We start from the raw sequence: 17,608 nt of genomic DNA on the forward strand, positions 1-17,608 counted from the left end.
CGGAACGTGATCACATTTTCAGGAGTCTTCCATGCTGAACCTCGATCTGAGCGGCCGCACCGCCCTCGTCACTGGCTCAACCAGCGGGATCGGTCTGGCCATCGCCCGACGTTTGGGCGAAACGGGAGCCACCGTCATTATCAATGGCCGCAAGCAGGACAGCGTGGACGGCGCGCTTGAGAAGCTGTCCAAGGCTGTTCCGGGCGGGACTTTTCGTAGCGTCGTTGCTGATGTCGGCACAGCCGAAGGGTGCAAGACACTGTTCGGGGCTGAAGGCAGCGTCGATATTCTCGTCAACAATGCGGGGATCTTCGGGCCGAACGATTTCTTCCAGACAACGGATGAAAGCTGGGCGCATCTGTTCGAGGTTAACCTGTTCTCCGGTGTTCGCCTGTCCAAGGCCTATCTGCCGGGGATGAAAGAACGCAACTGGGGGCGTGTTTTGTTCATCTCCTCGGAATCCGCGCTGAATATTCCTGTCGAGATGGTGGATTACGGCGTCAGCAAAACCGCCATGCTGGGGCTTTCCCGCGGACTGGCGAAGCTGATGGCGGGTACGAATGTGACGGTCAACGCGATCCTCCCCGGCCCCACTCTGTCCGAAGGCGTTGAAGACATGCTGAAAGCCCAGAACCCCGACAGCACCCGCCCGGTCGCGGAACTGGCAGCGGAGTTCGTTCAGAAACACCGGCCAAGCAACATCCTGCGCCGCATGGCCACGGTGGACGAAGTGGCCAATCTCGTCGCCTATACCGCCTCTCCGCTGGCCTCCGCCACCACAGGCGCCGCCCTGCGCGTCGACGGCGGAACTGTTGACACCATTTAATCACGCAACTGGCGGAACATCCTCTGCCAGTCCCCGCAAAGCGCCCTGGATGTCGGACGTGACATCCGGGCTTTTGTGAAGGGAGCACAGAACCGTTCGCGCAAGAGGCCTCGCAGCGTCGCCCTGACGAAACCAGGCCCGCAAAAAGACCTGTAACCGTTTGCGCACAGTGACAGACGTGACATTCAGCGCAGCAGCATCGCGCAGTTCGATCACCCAGACCCCAAGAGTCATCGCGTGAAGATGCCGAGCCATATAAGCCAGCATCATGTCGCGCGGCACCCCCTGACAGTTACGGACGGCACGCACCATGCTCGCAGCGTTGATTGCGAGCCACTGGTGAACGGTTTGACCATTGCCGCCCAGCCCACCGCGTGCGGTCAGACGGAGCTGCTTTTCGACCCACGCCGAGGTCCGTTTGAGATGACTGTCAGCCCTGAACGGAAACACCACACCAAACGTGACACGCGTGAAAAGAACCGCCCCGAGAAACGCACTCGCGCCATTAAGAAACGAAACCTCATCATAGCGCATGAGGTTCGACGGCCCGATCAGGACAGGCAGGAACATGTTGAACGAAAATGCATGGTTCACGAGCTTTGGCGCGCGCGCGGCCAATCCTCCGACCACCATCGGGATCAGCAGAAGCAGCGCCAGATATTCCGGCACAGTGACGGCAGGTACCACAAGAAACGCATAAATCCCCGCAACACCCGCGCACCAGACGGCCCCGCGATAAAAACCTGAAGATGCCAGAGCAGGGATTTCGCGGGTTGCCAGCAGCCCATAAACGAGCGCCACGAAGGAGACGAACGCCGGACCGGACGGCCAGGCGGTGACTTCCCATAAAAGCCACGCCCCGATGATACCGGTCGCGGCCCGCAACCCGTTAAGGACCGCTTCCAGCATATGCCGTGGGGAACGCGTCCGAAACGTAAAACCGTCATGACGCGGCGGATCAATAATCGCCTCGATATGGCGATGCGCGGCCTCAAGATCCCGATCGACGCCACTCCCGCTTGTCCCACCCTGCGCCCGGGCCAGAACAGCGAGAAGACGCGCCAGAACCGCCCGTGCATGATCCGCGCTTCGCCGGGTGCCTGAGCCCATCTCAAGCACATCGAATTCAATGCGCGCATTCGCATCGACCAGTTCGGTCAGCAGACGGCTTTCGGCTTCCGGGTCGGAACCTCCCTTCCGCACTCCCTCCGCATGGGTCGCGACTTTCGACGTGATCTGTTTCAGACGCGTCAACAGCCTTGCCTTGGCCTCCTTCTGCACATTCGGCAAAAAAAGAGCCGCCAGAACCGCTTCACACAGCGTCCCGAGCATGATGTAGGTTCCGCGCGCCATAGCCACATTAAACACATCATCAGGCTGGCTGATCGCCCCGGTCGCCACGATGGCAGACGTGAAACTGATGACGAGAAGCCCATAGCGGCGATAACCGTCAAGGAACGTTGCCCAGCCGCAGCAAAGTCCGATCCATACAGCGAGCGCGATGAAGAACAGTCCGGCCTGCTGGGGAAAGGCCGCGATCAGGGCCACCCCCATGCAGCCACCGATAATGGTGCCCACAAAGCGCCACCGCGCCTTGGACAGGCTCTCACCACGGGAGGCCGTCGCCACGACCCAGACAGTCAGGGGCGCCCATTGCGGACTACCCAGTTCCATCCACATGGCGATCAGCAAAGACAGGATCGCCGCAACGGAAGTCCGGACCGCAAAGCCCAGATCTTTCGCAGAAGGCGCAAACAGCCATCCCCAACGCTGGATCAGGACATCCCGCAATTCCGACCAGAATGGTGTCCCCGATGCCGCGAGACCGGCTGCTCTCCCACCCAAGCCTGACATTTTCCCGCCCGAAAAGCCGCGATTTTCGGAGCGCTGCACAATACTGTCCAAGACATTATCGTGATCGCGTCATAAACAGAGCTTATGAAAAGCCTCAGACAGTCAGCGCATCGTCCAGAACAAGCTGAGTGACGATTTCCCAACTGCGGGACATCAGCGCTGTCTGCACAGGCTGTTTAAGGCGCACCAGACCGACCTGATAAGACGGACAGGACGCAAGACGGCGGATCTGGAGCGGATTGGCCGGATCCCGCTGGGCAGGCAACGCGGCAACCGGCAGGATCGTCGCCAGACGTCCGGCCAGAAGCTCGGCATAGAGCAGCTCGAGCGAGTTCGTTTGAAGCAGGACATTGGGTTTAACATCCGCTTTCGCAAAACGCTCATCCACAATCTGCCGGGTTCGCATGGCATGCCCCAGAAGAGCGAGGGGATATTCAGCCGCATCAGCCCAGCTGAAGGTTTTGCGTGACGGCAGCTCCATTCGCGAACCGGCCACAAAAACATATTGCTCCGAATAAAGCAGATGCGTCTCGAAACCCCCATCAGCGGGAACCTGATCCAGATAGATCAGCCCCATCTGGAGGCGCTGCTCGGTCAGATCATGCAGGATATCGGCGTTGGCTGCGACCGTCAGTTCGATCTGAAGTGCTGGCACGGCAGCCCGCAGACTTTCCATCAGCGACGGCATGACCTGAATGGCAGGCGGAATTGTCCCGATCGACAATGTGCCACCCGCGACTTCATGCGCAAAATCGGCTTCCTGACGCAGGCCGTCCAGCGCGGCAACCGTCTGCCGCGCCCAGGCCAGAACGCGCTCTCCTTCGGGCGTCAGGCCCAGAACACGACGGTTACGCCTAACGATGGGAACGCCAAGCTCATGTTCAAGCTGACGGATCGCCATCGACAGCGCAGGCTGTGAGACGTTGCAGTGCTCCGCCGCACGAGAAAAATGCCGGTACTGATCCAGAGCGATAAGATATGTCAGCTGACGCAGAAACACAGGGCTTGTCCATAAACACAGGAAGGCCAAGAGTGTGACCCAACTGCATCAGAATGGAAAATCCAGTCAATTATCACATATGATTTTGAATATTTTCCCAATTATGTGTTATGGTTTAAGGCTAAAGATGGCGAATCATGGTGCCTGTCACAGAATAGCCCTCTCGCTCGATCTCCGGTTCAGGCTGCCTGCCCGGTTTTTTCTGCTTTTCCCTGACAGGCCCGCCCTGCGGGTCGCCGGAGTTTCCCCGTCATGAGCGACACAGTGCTCACTCCTTCCGCCACCGCCACCAGACCGCCGATGGTCGGACGTATGATGTTCGCCGTCATTCTGGCCGCAATTGCCGGTCTGATGTTCGGGCTGGACGTAGGCGTCATTTCCGGTGCGCTCGGCTTCATCCGCGACGAGTTCCACGCTTCCGATTTCGAACAGTCCTGGATCGTGTCATCCATGATGTTCGGCGCAGCTCTGGGTGCGCTGGGGGCGGGTCGGATGTCCTACGCGTTCGGACGCCGCCGCGCACTGATCTTCAGTGCGTTCCTGTTCGTGGCAGGCGGGCTGGTCTGTGCGCTGGCTGCCTCCGTTTCCGCACTGATCCTCGGGCGAGCAATGCTCGGACTGGCCATCGGCATCGGAAGTTTCGTAGCACCGCTCTACATCTCCGAGGTTTCAGACGAAAGCCGCCGCGGCAGCCTCGTTTCGATGTATCAGCTCATGATCACATTCGGCATCCTGCTGGCCTTCGTGTCCAACGCCATCCTGTCCTACAGCGGCTCATGGCGCTGGATGCTGGGGATCATGGCCATTCCGGGCGTTTTCTTCCTGATCGGCTCGTTCTTCCTGCCGGACAGCCCGCGCTGGCTGATGCTGCGGGGGCGCCATGAGGAAGCCTTGTCCATCATGAAGGAACTGCGCCACGACCCTGAACACGCCCATCAGGAAATCCGCGACATCCGCGCACAGATTCATGACCGTCAGCGCGGTCTGGCCATGTTCCTCGAAAACCCGAATTTCCGCCGGGCCGTCATGCTGGGCATCTGCCTTCAGGTCGCGCAGCAGCTCACGGGCATCAACGTCGTAATGTACTATGCCCCGCGTATCTTTCAGGAGGTCGGCTTCGGCTCCAGCGGACAGATGTGGGGCACGGCGATCGTCGGTGTGGTCAACTGGCTTGCGACCTTCATCGCCATTGCTTTCGCGGATAGCTGGGGCCGTCGCCAGATGCTGATCACCGGCTTTGCCATCATGGCAACCGGACTGGCCATGCTCGCCGCCATCATGTCAGGAATCGTCGGAACGTCAGACCTGTCTCATTACCTCGCGATTGCGGTCCTGCTGTGCTTCATCGCAGGCTTCGCGTTCTCGGCCGGTCCGCTGGTCTGGGTGCTGTGCTCGGAAGTCATGCCGCTTCAGGGACGCGACTTCGGCATCACCTGCTCGACGGTCACAAACTGGGTTACGAACATGGTTGTCGGTGCGACGTTCCTCGGACTGCTGAGTTCGCTGGGATCGGCTAACACCTTCTGGCTCTATGCCGGACTGAATGCGCTGTTCATTTTCCTGGTGCTGTTCTTCGTCCCCGAGACCAAAGGCGTCTCTCTGGAGTCCATCGAGATCCGCCTCAACAAGGGTATCAAACTGCGCGATATCGGCCGCTAAGGCCCGCGCTGGAAGCATAAAAAAGCCCCCGCTCCAACCGGAACGGGGGCTTTTTTTACACTCGGAATTTCAGCCGCGGGATGAGGCGATCTTGCGATCGGTTTTGTACTGGCTGAGCGCATAAACCGACCAGATGGCAGCCGGAATCCAGCCAATGATCGTCACCTGAAGCAGCAGGCACACCAGACCGGCAAACGGACGGCCAATGGTGAAGAACTGGAGCCAGGGCAGAAGCAGGGCAAGAATGAGACGCATGGGGCTCTCCTTTCACAAAGATGCTTTATCAGCAGTGATCGGGGAGAAACGCGCCAGATGCAACTCCAGATCCCTCAGACGATCAGAGAGACGTTCCGGCAGACTTGGAAGACGCTGTTTTGGTGTGCATCCACCCGCCTTCAAATCCCGCCCGTTCCAGACCGGCCCGCAGATACGGATTCTTCTTCATGGTGTTCCAGACCAGCCCGCTGCGCCAGTTTTCCAGCATCAGCAGGATCGGCCCCTGATCGATCCCAAGCTGCTGACCATCCACCCAGTAGGATTTCTGGTCGGCGAAGGACGGATTGAACGCATCAAGAAAGCCGTACTTGTTATAAATCCGGTCCCCGTAGCGGGCGCGCATTTCCTTGAGCGCCGGCAAAGCGATTTCGGGCGCAAAGGCGATGGACCCGCCCACAGCCGTCGGCGCGATCGTGCCGTCATCCAGAATATAGTCCCGCCCGGCGCCGCGCGCGCTATAGGCCAGATAATGACGCTTTTTGCCGTCATAAACCTGCTGCGCATCTCCCGGACCGTCACAGGCCGTCAGACCCCAGATATTGGGACCATAATCCTTCCAGTCTCCCGGATTGGCCTGCGCGTAGGCCCGCTGGGCATAGGCGGCTTCACGGCCGTTCTGGAAATAATCGACGTTATGGGCGCGGTCCCAAGAATCCTGCACGCCGCGGAAATCGATCCAGGATTCACTATACTGATGGCCGAACATCGGCGCGAAATTCAGCATCTTGTGGCCCTGAAAATCGCCCCACTGGCCTTCATAGGTCGCAGTCCAGGTCTTCCATGTCTCGGCCGGAAGCGGATGCGTCGGCGAACCCAGCGCCTGAAGATAGATGATGAGGCCCTCGTTATAGCCTTTCCAGTCGCTCGGCAGGAACGTGTGCGGCGGCATCCAGCCCATGCTGAGCCAAGGGCCATGGGCCTTCATCCACGTCCAGTCGATCCGGCGATACAGATGATCCGCAATGTCGCGGATTTCCTTTTCCTGCGGCGTATCATGGTCGAAATAGGACTGCGAGAACAGCACGCCCCCCATCAGAAGCGCGGTGTCGATGCTGGACAGTTCGGACCAGTCCGCAACACGCAGGCCGGTATTGGGATCAAGGAAATGATAGAAGAAACCCTTATAGCCCGCAGCGCCTGCAACATGATCGTTCTGCGGCAGGCTGGCTAAAAAGCGCAGCGTCGTCAGCGTGCGGTCCACGGCCTGCTGACGGGTGATATAGTTGCGCTCCACGCCAATGCCATAAGCCGTCAGCCCGAAACCAACGCTGGCAATACTGGCTGCGCCATTGGGCAGCGGCGCACGGTCCGGCACCAGACCGTTCTTCGGGTTACCCGTTTCCCAGAACCAGTTGAACGTGCGCTTTTCCAGATCATCGACAAAAGCAGCATCCGCAGCCGGAAGGCTGGTCGGCTGAAGGGCTGTCGAAAGCGCCGTACTGGCCGTCGGCGCCGCCTGAGCGGTCTGAAGAGTCAGGCTCAATGCACCCAGTGCAAATCCTGCCTGGCAGAAACGGGAAATCCGGGATTTCCACCTCTGCCCTGACGGGACGGCTGGAGAGAAAAACGGGACTTCAGAAGTCCGCTGCGTCCGGTTCTGCATGCTCATGCGGGGGAGGATAAACAGAAGGACCGCCTGCAACGCACCCACCGTTACATCAATTTTCTGTGATACCTAAAAAGTGTTGAAACTCCGCCCTTGTTCCGCAAAGCCTTACGACAGGATCACGGGTAGATGTAACATTATTGGTATCTGAAATAGCACTCTCCGAAACCTGCGGCGAATCTGCCTCGCACAACATGCGGGCGGCGATCTCAGCCGTCACGAACGTGGCGATCATCTCCGGACGCTTGTCCCGCACCCCGAAATCACCGATCGGACAGACCAGACGATCAATCCGCTCCTGCGGAATGTCGATCTGCCGGAAGGCGCTCTCGAACCGTTTGCGTTTGGTGCGCGACCCGATCATCCCGACATAGCGCAGATCGCCCCGCTCCAGCGCCGTCCCCGTGATGAGTGCATCCAGCGTATGGCTCTGCGTCAGAACCAGAACGCCCGATCTGGAAGGAGCGGCCTGCACAAGCGACTCCCATTGCTCTGTCACCAATGCCTCCACGCCCGGCGGTACGGTCCCGAACTCTTCCTGCCGCGCATCGACCCAGACCAGCCGCAGCGGCAGAAGCGAGAGAGCCCGAGCGAGCGCACGACCCACATGTCCGGCCCCGAACAGCAGCAGTTGCGGCAGTTTTTCCCGGTCAGCGCGGAGTTCAGCCTCAAGAGCGTCAGCATCACCCATCCGCTCCATGCGGATGGTAACAGCCCCGCCACAGCACTGATTGATAGCCGGACCGAGGGAAATATGACGCTCGACCGCCCCTCCGCCTGATGCCAGAAGCGCGCGTGCCTCCGCCATGCAGTCCCATTCCAGCCGACCGCCGCCGATCGTACCGCTTTGTTCGGTGCGGGTCAGGAGCATGAACGCGCCCTCCTCGCGAGGTGTCGAGCCTTTCGCGCGAATGACGGTCAGGCGCACCATCTCCTGCCCTTCCGTCCGCCAGCGCAGAACATCCGCGAGCATGTCAGCCAGCCTTTTCCCGCAGTGCCATCAGAGTTTTCAGAACCCGCTCCGGCGTGGCGGGCGCATCCAGTTTCGGACAGGTCCGGTAGTCGTCCAGACTGGCGATGGCGTCCGAAATGGCCTGCAAAACTGCAACCCCATGCACGAAAGGCGGCTCTCCGACGGCCTTGGAACGAAAAATCGTCTCCTCCCGATTGGGCGCGTTTTCCAACAGCTCCACATTGAAAATCCGGGGCCGATCCGAACAGGCCGGGATCTTGTAAGTGCTGGGCGCATGAGTCCGCAGACGCCCAGCTCCGTCCCAGACCAGCTCCTCCGTCGTCAGCCAGCCCGCGCCCTGCACAAAGCCGCCTTCAATCTGCCCGATATCAATGGCCGGGTTCAGGGACTGCCCGGCATCATGCAGGATATCCACGCGATCAATGCTGTGCTCTCCCGTCAGCAAATCAACCGACACTTCCGCACAGGCCGCGCCATAGGCGAAATAAAAGAACGGTCGCCCGCGCCCGGTCTCGGGATTCCAGGAAATCTTCGGCGTCTTATAAAACCCGTTCGAAGACAGCGAGACCCGCGCGAAATAGGCCTGCCAGGCAAGCTGCTGGAAGGTCATGGCCTCCGCGCCGACATGAACACCATCAGGCCGGAAATGGATGTCTTCCGCCGCCACGCCCCACTTCTCAGTGGCGAACGTGATCATCCGGCCCTTGATCTTCCGCACCGCATCCAGCACCGCCATGCCGTTCAGATCCGCCCCCGAAGACGCTGCCGTGGCGGACGTGTTCGGCACTTTCCCGGTCGTCGTCGCCGTGATGCGGACGCGATCCGCCGTCAAACCGAACTCACGCAGGACAATCTGCACCATTTTGGTGTGCAGCCCCTGCCCCATTTCCGTCCCGCCGTGGTTCACCTGAACCGAGCCGTCCGTATAGACATGCACCAGCGCACCGGCCTGATTGTAATGCGTGGCCGTGAACGAAATTCCGAACTTCACCGGCGTCAGCGCAATGCCGCGACGGATGATGCGGCTGGTAAGATTGAACGCCCTGATCTCGGCTTTGCGCGCCTGATAATCACAGCGCCCAACCAGCTTTGTCAGGATCTCGGCCGTAATCGAGTCCTCGACCGTCATGTGATACGGCGTGAGATTGCGCGTCCCGGTCCCATAAACGTTCCGCAGCCGGACCGCCACGGGATCAAGCCCGGTCGCAAACGCGACTTCCTCAATCACGCGCTCCGCCGCGACAATGCCCTGCGGCCCGCCAAACCCACGATAGGCCGTGTTGGACTGCGTATTGGTCCGCAACGGCTCGGATTTCAGCCGCACATCGGGATAGAAATAGGCGTTGTCAGCGTGAAACAGCGCCCGGTCCGTCACCGGCCCGGACAGATCCGCCGCCCAGCCGCACCGCGCGGCCAGAACCATATCCACGGCCAGAATATCACCCTCATCGGTGAAGCCGACGTCATAGTCGATCAAGAAGTCATGCCGCTTTCCGGTCGCCATCATGTCATCATCACGGTCCAGACGTGCCTTGACCGCCTGTCCCGTCCGGTCAGCCGCTATAGCGGCCAGACAGGCCCAGGCATTAGCCTGCGTCTCCTTGCCGCCGAACGCTCCGCCCATACGGCGCACTTCCGTCGTAACCAGATGATGCGGACGACCCAGCACAGCAGCCACCAGATGCTGCGTTTCGGACGGATGCTGCGTGGACGACCAGACGCGCATTTCTCCGGCCTCTCCGGGTTGGGCAAGCGCGGCCTGCCCTTCCAGATAGAAATGCTCCTGCCCGCCAATCTCAATCTGCCCCGACAGACGACGCGGCGCGGCTTTCAAACCACGTTCCACATCCCCGCGCTGCATGGTCAGGGAGCGCCAGACCATCGGGCTGCCATTTTCCCGCGCCTGCGCAATGTTCAGGATCGCAGGCTTTTCCTCATAATCAATCTTCGCCAGCCGCACGGCCTGACGCGCTGCCTGACGCGACGTCGCCACCACGGCAAACATCGTCTGCCCCCAGAAATGGACACGATCCGTCGCCAGAAGCGGCTCGTCTTCCCGATGAACCGGGCTGATCTGATTCTCGCCCGGCACATCCGCCGCCGTCAGCACACACACGACACCCGGCGCGGGGCGCACCGCGTCCAGATCCATCGAGACGATCCGCGCATGAGCCTTCGTGCTCAGCCCCGGCACGAGATGCAGCGTTCCGCGCGGCTCCGGCAGATCATCAATATACGCTGCCCGCCCCGTCACATGCAGCAGTGCGCTTTCATGCTTCATGCTGGTGGACGCGGCGCCGGGAACGAGATCAGACATGCGCCAACCCTCCCGTCCGGGCGAGACGCGCCTGACCGCCCCCTGTCGTTTCTTCGAAAAACCGTGTCAGCAGATTGGCCGCAACGGTCTGCCGATACCACGCACTCGCCCGCATATCCGTCAGCGGCGCGAAATCCTCCAGAATGGCCGCTCGTGCTGCCGCCAGCGCGTCCTTGTCCCAGACACGCCCCATCAGCGCCGCTTCCGCGCCCGACGCGCGCTTCGGCGTGGCTGCCATGCCACCATAAGCCAGCCGGACCACAGTAATCCGGTTCTGATCGTCCGTCTCGATCATGAAAGCGCCCAGAACGGCGGAAATATCCTGATCGAAGCGCTTGGAGATCTTGTAAGCGCGAAACTGCGCACCCGGCTCAGGCTCAGGAACGGTCAGAGCCTCCACGAACTCGCCAGGCTGCCGGTCCTGCTTTCCGTAAGCGATGAAATAGTCTTCCAGCGCGATGGACCGACGCTCCGCCCCGCGCCGCAGATGCAGTGTCGCATTGGCTGCAATGAACATCGGCGGTCCATCGCCGATCGGGGAGCCATTCGCGATATTTCCACACACCGTCGCACTGTTCCGAACCTGCGTGGAGCCCAGACGCCGGATCATTTCCCCCGCATCCGGAAGCAGTTCCGCAATGGCCGGGCGCGCGTCCTGATACGTCACCGCAGCCCCGATCCGCAGCCCCTTCGACGTTCTGCTCAAAGCCCGCAGTCCCGGAACGCGCCCGATCGGCACGACATGCTTCAGACGGCGCATCCCCTTCGTCACCCACAGCCCCACATCCGTGGCACCCGCAACAATGGTCGCCTCCGGGTCGGCCAGCAAAATCTTCGCCAGATCGTCCGCGGACGCCGGGATACTGAGCGTACCCTCCGGCCCTTCAAGCCGCACGCTCTCGCCGTCCCGCAACGCCGTCAGACGTCCGGCGATCACCTCCACCTGCGCATCGAAACGGTCCGGCCCAGCCGCCATCGCCTGTTTCATGGCGCGCACAATCGGCGCATAACCGGTGCAGCGACACAGATTGCCGGCCAGTGCATCATCAATGGCCTGATCGTTCGCCGTAGCGCCTTCGGTCTTGCGATAGGCCGCCATCGACATAACGAAACCCGGCGTGCAGAACCCGCATTGCGAACCATGCTGCTCGACCATAGCCGTCTGCACAGGATGCGGCTCATCAGCCGTTCCCAAGTCTTCGATTGTAAAGACCTGAGCACCATCCAGCATACTGACGAACTGAATACACGCATTGACCGCCCGCCAGTTCAGCCGCCCGTCCTCAAGCCGGACGACCAGCACTGTACAGGCCCCGCAATCGCCCTCATTGCAGCCTTCCTTGGTGCCGGTCCGCCCACGATCCCGCAGCCAGTCCAGCAGGGTCAGCGTCGGGGACAGATCCCTGAACGTGCAGAGGTCTTCCCCCAGATAAAAGCGGATGGTCTGGCGCATTGGGCGGGATCTCGGGCAAGAAAAACAAAGAAGCGTATGGTTTTCTGTGCCGCAGCGCAGGCGTTGCCGTCTATATCCAAGATCGGAACGGAGCGTTGCTTTTTCTAGAGCAGGGGGTAATGACAGGCGACTGTCCGGCCTTCCGCGATCCTGTGGAGTTCCGGGCGCTCCTGCGAACAGCGCGGCTGGGTCAATGGGCAGCGTGTGTGAAACGCACAGCCCTGCGGCGGATGGATCGGGCTCGGCACGTCGCCTTTGAGCGGCGGCGGCAACGGCCGGTCCGGACGGGGCACAGCGTTCAGCAATGCCCGCGTATAAGGATGGGCCGGGGCCTCCAGAACCGCCAGCACGTCCCCTTCCTCCACAATCCGCCCCAGATACATAACGGCAATCCGGTCCGCCATTTGCCGCACGACTGCCAGATCATGGGAAATGAACACGCACGCCACACCCAGTGAATTGCGCAATTCCCGCAGCAGATTCACGATCTGCGCTTGTACCGACACGTCCAGCGCGGATGTCGGTTCATCCGCCACCAACAGCTCCGGCCCCAGCATCAACGCGCGTGCAATGTTCAGACGCTGCCGCTGCCCACCCGAAAACTCATGGGGATACCGGGACAGAACGGACGACGACAACCCGACCTGCTCCAGCAGCGTCCCGATCCGCTCGGCAATGCCGGTCCGCCCATGAATACGCATCGGTTCTGCCAACGTGTCGCCAATGGTGCGGCGCGGATTGAACGTCGAGGACGAATCCTGAAACACCATCTGCATCCGCGGTCGCCAGCGCCTTAGCGCGCGGTCCGACAGGCCGGAAATCCGCTCGCCCTCAAAGAACACCTCCCCCGAACTCGGCGCACCCAGCCCGATTAGCGTCCGGCCCAGCGTGGACTTGCCACAACCGGACTCTCCGACAAGCGCAAGCGCCTCCCCGCGATGCACGGCCAGCGACACATCGCTCACGGCACGCAGGGTTTCGCCACGCGCGAGACGGTAGTGTTTGCTTAGGTTTTTCGCCTCAAGAAGAATGGTCATGCGTCGTACAGCACGCAGGCCACGTGCCGCCCTTCTTCCGGTTCCCGCAACGCAGGACGCACGGCACAGTCCGGTCGCACAAAGCGGCAGCGCGGCGCGAAAACACAGCCTTCTGGCCGCGCATCCGGAGCCGGCGGACGCCCCGGAATGGTGGGCAGCGCCTCCGGCCTCGGTCCATCCAGCGGCGGGATCGCCTCCAGCAAAGCCTGCGTATAAGGATGCAGCGGTCGCGCCATCACCGCCGCAACCGGCCCCTGCTCTACCACAAGCCCGGAATAGACAACCGCCACATGCGTACACGTCTGCGCCACGACGCCCATGTCATGCGTAATCAGCATCACACCGGCCCCACTGTCGCGGATTTCGCACAACAATGTCAGGATCTGCGCCTGCACCGTGACATCAAGCGCGGTAGTCGGCTCATCCGCGATCAGAAGCGACGGACCACAGGACAGCGCCATCGCGATCATGGCGCGCTGACGCAGACCGCCGGAAAGCTGGTGCGGATAGCGTTTCGCCGCAGCTTCCGGATCAGGCACCCCCATCCGCCCCAGCAGAGCCACGGTCCGCGCGCGAGCCTCACGACGGCTGACACGATCATGCAGCCGGATCTGCTCGTCGATCTGCGCCCCGATGGAGCGGACCGGAAGGAACGCTGTCATCGGGTCCTGAAAAATCATGGCCATGCCCGCACCGCGCAGACGCCGCCACTCCCGATCCTTCATCCCCAGAAGTTCACGCCCTTCAAAGCAAATGGAGCCCGAAGCCTTTAGACCCGGCAGCAGCCCCATGACGCTCATAGCGGTCAGGCTCTTTCCCGATCCGGATTCCCCCACCACGCCCAACGCGTCCCCGCGCCGCACGTTCAGGGAGACATCTTCAAGCAGTGCCGTTCCGTTCGGCAATTCCAGATGCAGGTGATGCAGCTTCAGAAGCATTTCAGCGCCCATGCCGCCCCTCCCTGATCCGCGGGTCCAGCAGCGCATAGAGCCCGTCCACCAGCGCATTGGCGATGACGACAAAAACAGCGGCATACATGACAGTCGCCATAATGAGCGGCAGGTCGAGCGTCGCCAGCGCCTGATAAGTCAACCGCCCAACGCCCGGCAGGGCGAACACGACTTCCGTCAGAAGCGCGCCGCCCCCCAGGAGCTGCGCGAAATCCAGCCCGAACAGCGACACATAACTCAGCCAGGACAGGCGCAAACCATGCCACAGCCATACCCGCACCGGCCCTGCCCCCTTGGCCCGCGCCGTACGGATGGAATCCTCGCCCATCGCCGTTAAAAGTTCGGACCGCAGAACCCGCGCATAAAGGCCGATAAAACAGACTGCCAGCGTCAGAGACGGCAGGAACAGCGCCTTCGCCCAGCCCCACGGGCTCTGCGAAAACGGCACATATCCCAGCGGCGGCACCCAACGGAACAGAAACGTGTCATGCCAGCGGCTCTGCGTCACGAGATTGACGACCTCGCCCAGCCAGAACACTGGCATGGATAGCCCAATCAGCCCCAAAACCATCAACAACCGATCCACCCAGCTATCGCGCAAGACCGCCGAAGCAATCCCGAAAACCAGCGACCCGCTGACCCAGAAAAATGCCGCCCACAGCACGAGCGAAAGCGTCACCGGGGCCGCCTGCAACACTTCAGGCACAACGCGCTGACCGTGATTGACGAAGGACGTCAGGTCCCGGCTCACGAACAGCTTTTGCATCATCGTCACATACTGCACCGGCAGCGGACGATCGAAACCATACTCCGCCCGGATGCGCGCCACGACCTGCGGACTGGCTCCGCGCCCTGCAATACGCGCCGTTGGGTCCGCACCCGGTGTCGCAAAGAAAATGCAGAACACCAGAACCGAAATCCCGAAAATGACCAGCAGCATCTGCCCGGTCCGGGAGGCGAAACTCCGGATCATCGGGCCGTACCTTTCGGATCAATCTGATCCCGCAGCGCATTGCCCAGAACATTCAGGGCCAAAACGGTCAGGACGATCGCAACACCCGGAGCAATCGCCACCGCAGGGCGCGTATAGAGCAGTCCTTCGCCGTCCTGAATGATCGTCCCCCACGATGCCGCCGGAGCCTGCACGCCGAGCGACAGGAACGACAGCGCGGACTCCGCGAGCATGCACAACGCCATCACCAGAGGCGCGAGCACGGCCATGGTCGGCATCAGTCCCGGCAGGATCTCCCGCCACAGAATACGGAAATCCGACGCTCCCATCCCTCGGGCCGCCATCACAAACCCCGCCTGAGACAGGCTCAGTGCCCGCGCCCGGAAAGGCCGAGCCGCATAGGGCACATAAACCAGCGCAATAATCCCGATTGGAATCAGCAGGTTATCCGCGCCGATGGTGATGAAACCAAGCCGGATGCCATGCCCAACCGTGACGACGGAGAGCGAAATCGCAAACAGATAAACCGGGATCGCCCAGAGCATGTCCAGAATGCGCGACAGAATCAGGTCGATCCAGCCCCCGAAATATCCCGCGCAAATCCCCAGACACGCCGCCAGACACAGACAGAACACAGCGGAGGACGATGCAATCAGAAGCGAATTGCGCCCCCCATAAAGCACACGCGCCGCGACATCCCGCCCTTGCGAATCCGCACCCAGCACATAAGGCCCCGACCGCCAGTCCGGCCCAATCGGGCTGAGACCCAGATGCAGCGGATTGTCGTTCGGCTGCATGAGATCGACGCGCTGTCCATTGCGCATGGTCGTGCCCGCGATATCGGACGAGAACGGATCGACACCGTTCAGCGTGGCGTAGAGAGGAGCAGACAGGCAGGCGACAATGATGAAAGCCAGAAGCAGGGCCGCAAAAGCACCGTCACGACGTGTCAGAACAGCGCGGGCAATCCGCCGGTAACTTCCTTCCACGCCTGCTCCCATTCGTTCCGGTTTGTATTGTTTCCTGTTCTACAGCACGAAACCACCCGGACAGAAGAGACTCTTCGCAATCAGGCGAGATCGAGGGCCGGTTTGCGCACATGCAGACGAATGCGCTGCTGGAGCGTCCCCAGATCTGGAAGGAGTTCATTATGGAGCGCGCGCACGCTGTCATGCGCGGCATAAAAGCGCCGCTTTCCGCTGCTGCTGACCAGAATGGCCGCGCCGAGAAAAACACCGTTGATTTCGATGATGGTTGAACCAAGCATGATGCCGGACCCTGAAGAAAGAGCCCGACAATCCTGTGTCGGGCGTTATGACATGCCGGAGGCAAATGCCTCCGGACCTGAAAAGAGGCAGCGCGATTGCTGCGAGCTACACATTCGACACATCATCGACCGACCGGCCCTGTTGTTGTGGACGTCACTTTAGAATGTCGCATAGGACATCCGGACAGACATCGTCAATATATAACGCATGAATATGATGTGATATCAATAAATACGTTTTAATTAAGTTATTTATATGTTGTCATAGCCCCCTTCATTTACCGTCTGCCCTTCCCCCCGTTTTCCATGTTAAGTGGGAATCATGAGCAAGAAGGTTCCGTTGTCCCCCGCCCCGTTCGAAGGTTATGCAGCCCCCCGGGGACGCGTTTTCAACTCTTTCCTGGAAACGGTAGGAGGCACCCCGCTGGTGGCGCTACCGCACCTGACCCAGCGTGAGCATCTCAACGGGCGATTGCTCCTCAAACTGGAATTCTTCAATCCGCTCGGCTCCGTCAAAGACCGCATCGGCGTGGCCATGCTGCGGGATGCCGAAACGCGCGGCCTGATCACGCCGGGCCGTACGGTCCTGATCGAACCAACTTCCGGCAATACCGGTATTTCGCTGGCTTTCGCAGCCGTGGCGCTGGGCTACCGGCTGATCGTAACCATGCCGGAAAATGCCTCGACCGAACGCCGCAAGATGCTGCGCCTGATGGGCGCGGAAACCGAACTGACCTCTGCATCCCGCGGCATGGCCGGTGCGATCGAACGCGCCGAGCAGCTCAACAGCACCCTTCCCGACGCCTGGATGCCGAGCCAGTTCGAAAACGACGCTAATCCCGCCGTGCATGAACAGACGACAGCGCAGGAAATCTGGGAAGATACGGCGGGCAAGGTCGATATGGTCGTGGCCGGTCTGGGAACGGGCGGCACGGCCTCCGGCATTGCCCACGGTCTGAAAAAACATCGCAAATCCATCAAGATTTACGGCGTGGAACCACGCGAAAGCGCAGTCCTTCACGGGGACGAGCCGGGACCACACGGCATTCAGGGCATTGGACCGGGCTTCGAACCCGATACGCTGGACCTCAAGGCGCTGGACGGCGTGTTCGAAGTCTCCGAGCAGGAAGCCGTCGCAACCGCCCGCCTTTGCGCCGCCGTCGAAGGTATTCCCATCGGGATTTCGTCAGGCGCAGCGCTGTTTGCCGGAATGGAATTGGCCCGCAAACCATCCAGTCGCGGTAAAACAATCGTGGCCATCGTGCCGTCTTTCGCGGAACGCTATCTCTCCACACAGCTTTTCGACGGGCTCTCCTAAAGCCCATAAAATAACTTTTTAATAAAGTTATTTTATTTAATATCCATATATGTTCGTTATTAAACCAAATCCTGTTCCGGCCTCGTGTAAAAGAGTCGGGAGGGCTGAGAGGAGATAACG

15 protein-coding genes are annotated in these 17,608 nt (G+C 60.8%); 3 read left to right on the plus strand and 12 right to left on the minus strand.

Going from position 1 to position 17,608, the window contains the following annotated elements; translation table 11 throughout:
- The first annotated feature begins 31 nt into the window (after positions 1 to 31).
- Positions 32 to 826 carry an SDR family NAD(P)-dependent oxidoreductase gene (locus tag HKD21_RS00490; RefSeq protein WP_194253730.1) on the plus strand — a complete coding sequence of 265 codons (795 nt, stop codon included), beginning with the start codon at positions 32 to 34 and terminating at the stop codon, positions 824 to 826.
- Here the strand turns inward: HKD21_RS00490 and HKD21_RS00495 are convergent, their stop codons facing one another.
- Positions 827 to 2,719, minus strand: a complete 1,893-nt coding sequence (locus HKD21_RS00495) for an FUSC family protein (protein WP_322782881.1) — start codon at positions 2,717 to 2,719, stop codon at positions 827 to 829.
- A gap of 55 nt (positions 2,720 to 2,774) precedes the next feature.
- The gene (locus tag HKD21_RS00500) at positions 2,775 to 3,680 is read right to left on the minus strand and encodes a LysR substrate-binding domain-containing protein (RefSeq protein WP_194253731.1); all 906 of its coding nucleotides are present in this window, start codon (positions 3,678 to 3,680) and stop codon (positions 2,775 to 2,777) included.
- A gap of 252 nt (positions 3,681 to 3,932) precedes the next feature.
- On the opposite strand from HKD21_RS00500, the gene HKD21_RS00505 reads away from it, so the two are divergent.
- Complete coding sequence (locus HKD21_RS00505) at positions 3,933 to 5,339, plus strand: sugar porter family MFS transporter (protein ID WP_194253732.1); 1,407 nt, start codon at positions 3,933 to 3,935, stop codon at positions 5,337 to 5,339.
- A 69-nt stretch (positions 5,340 to 5,408) separates the two neighbouring features.
- Here the strand turns inward: HKD21_RS00505 and HKD21_RS00510 are convergent, their stop codons facing one another.
- From HKD21_RS00510 to HKD21_RS00555, 10 genes are all read right to left on the minus strand, one after another.
- On the minus strand, positions 5,409 to 5,594 hold the full coding sequence (locus HKD21_RS00510) for a YqaE/Pmp3 family membrane protein (RefSeq protein ID WP_062029897.1): 186 nt from the start codon (positions 5,592 to 5,594) through the stop codon (positions 5,409 to 5,411).
- 82 nt (positions 5,595 to 5,676) lie between these two features.
- Positions 5,677 to 7,224 carry a glucoamylase family protein gene (locus HKD21_RS00515; RefSeq protein ID WP_194253733.1) on the minus strand — a complete coding sequence of 516 codons (1,548 nt, stop codon included), beginning with the start codon at positions 7,222 to 7,224 and terminating at the stop codon, positions 5,677 to 5,679.
- A 49-nt stretch (positions 7,225 to 7,273) separates the two neighbouring features.
- Positions 7,274 to 8,194 carry a xanthine dehydrogenase accessory protein XdhC gene (xdhC, locus tag HKD21_RS00520; RefSeq protein WP_194253734.1) on the minus strand — a complete coding sequence of 307 codons (921 nt, stop codon included), beginning with the start codon at positions 8,192 to 8,194 and terminating at the stop codon, positions 7,274 to 7,276.
- A gap of 1 nt (position 8,195) precedes the next feature.
- A complete protein-coding gene (xdhB, locus tag HKD21_RS00525) occupies positions 8,196 to 10,511 on the minus strand; it encodes a xanthine dehydrogenase molybdopterin binding subunit (RefSeq protein WP_194253735.1) in 2,316 nt (771 codons plus the stop codon).
- Positions 10,504 to 11,964 (minus strand): xanthine dehydrogenase small subunit, encoded by a 1,461-nt coding sequence (gene xdhA / locus HKD21_RS00530; protein WP_194253736.1) that lies wholly within the window; start codon positions 11,962 to 11,964, stop codon positions 10,504 to 10,506. Before xdhA ends, xdhB begins: the two co-directional genes overlap by 8 nt.
- A gap of 104 nt (positions 11,965 to 12,068) precedes the next feature.
- Positions 12,069 to 13,001 (minus strand): ABC transporter ATP-binding protein, encoded by a 933-nt coding sequence (locus HKD21_RS00535; protein ID WP_194253737.1) that lies wholly within the window; start codon positions 12,999 to 13,001, stop codon positions 12,069 to 12,071.
- On the minus strand, positions 12,998 to 13,951 hold the full coding sequence (locus HKD21_RS00540; protein ID WP_194253738.1) for an ABC transporter ATP-binding protein: 954 nt from the start codon (positions 13,949 to 13,951) through the stop codon (positions 12,998 to 13,000). Before HKD21_RS00540 ends, HKD21_RS00535 begins: the two co-directional genes overlap by 4 nt.
- Positions 13,941 to 14,924, minus strand: a complete 984-nt coding sequence (locus tag HKD21_RS00545; RefSeq protein ID WP_194253739.1) for an ABC transporter permease — start codon at positions 14,922 to 14,924, stop codon at positions 13,941 to 13,943. The genes HKD21_RS00540 and HKD21_RS00545 overlap by 11 nt, the downstream gene beginning before the upstream one ends.
- A complete protein-coding gene (locus HKD21_RS00550; protein WP_228120653.1) occupies positions 14,921 to 15,904 on the minus strand; it encodes an ABC transporter permease in 984 nt (327 codons plus the stop codon). The genes HKD21_RS00545 and HKD21_RS00550 overlap by 4 nt, the downstream gene beginning before the upstream one ends.
- Before the next feature lie 68 nt (positions 15,905 to 15,972).
- Complete coding sequence (locus HKD21_RS00555; protein ID WP_062029912.1) at positions 15,973 to 16,170, minus strand: hypothetical protein; 198 nt, start codon at positions 16,168 to 16,170, stop codon at positions 15,973 to 15,975.
- A 322-nt stretch (positions 16,171 to 16,492) separates the two neighbouring features.
- Here HKD21_RS00555 and cysK point away from each other — a divergent pair, with 322 nt between their 5' ends.
- Positions 16,493 to 17,488 (plus strand): cysteine synthase A, encoded by a 996-nt coding sequence (gene cysK, locus HKD21_RS00560; RefSeq protein ID WP_194253740.1) that lies wholly within the window; start codon positions 16,493 to 16,495, stop codon positions 17,486 to 17,488.
- Positions 17,489 to 17,608: the final 120 nt, after the last annotated feature.

It is taken from the genome of Gluconobacter cerevisiae (assembly GCF_015244675.1).
Taxonomy (GTDB): Bacteria; Pseudomonadota; Alphaproteobacteria; order Acetobacterales; family Acetobacteraceae; genus Gluconobacter; species Gluconobacter cerevisiae.

Coding starts and splice junctions, on each gene's coding strand:
- HKD21_RS00490 (WP_194253730.1), top strand. CDS start 32: ATGCTGAACCTCGATCTGAGCGGCCGCACCGCCCTCGTCACTGGCTCA.
- HKD21_RS00505 (WP_194253732.1), top strand. CDS start 3,933: ATGAGCGACACAGTGCTCACTCCTTCCGCCACCGCCACCAGACCGCCG.
- HKD21_RS00510 (WP_062029897.1), bottom strand. CDS start 5,594: ATGCGTCTCATTCTTGCCCTGCTTCTGCCCTGGCTCCAGTTCTTCACC.
- HKD21_RS00515 (WP_194253733.1), bottom strand. CDS start 7,224: ATGAGCATGCAGAACCGGACGCAGCGGACTTCTGAAGTCCCGTTTTTC.
- xdhC (WP_194253734.1), bottom strand. CDS start 8,194: ATGCTCGCGGATGTTCTGCGCTGGCGGACGGAAGGGCAGGAGATGGTG.
- xdhB (WP_194253735.1), bottom strand. CDS start 10,511: ATGTCTGATCTCGTTCCCGGCGCCGCGTCCACCAGCATGAAGCATGAA.
- xdhA (WP_194253736.1), bottom strand. CDS start 11,964: ATGCGCCAGACCATCCGCTTTTATCTGGGGGAAGACCTCTGCACGTTC.
- HKD21_RS00535 (WP_194253737.1), bottom strand. CDS start 13,001: ATGACCATTCTTCTTGAGGCGAAAAACCTAAGCAAACACTACCGTCTC.
- HKD21_RS00540 (WP_194253738.1), bottom strand. CDS start 13,951: ATGGGCGCTGAAATGCTTCTGAAGCTGCATCACCTGCATCTGGAATTG.
- HKD21_RS00545 (WP_194253739.1), bottom strand. CDS start 14,924: ATGATCCGGAGTTTCGCCTCCCGGACCGGGCAGATGCTGCTGGTCATT.
- HKD21_RS00550 (WP_228120653.1), bottom strand. CDS start 15,904: ATGGGAGCAGGCGTGGAAGGAAGTTACCGGCGGATTGCCCGCGCTGTT.
- HKD21_RS00555 (WP_062029912.1), bottom strand. CDS start 16,170: ATGCTTGGTTCAACCATCATCGAAATCAACGGTGTTTTTCTCGGCGCG.
- cysK (WP_194253740.1), top strand. CDS start 16,493: ATGAGCAAGAAGGTTCCGTTGTCCCCCGCCCCGTTCGAAGGTTATGCA.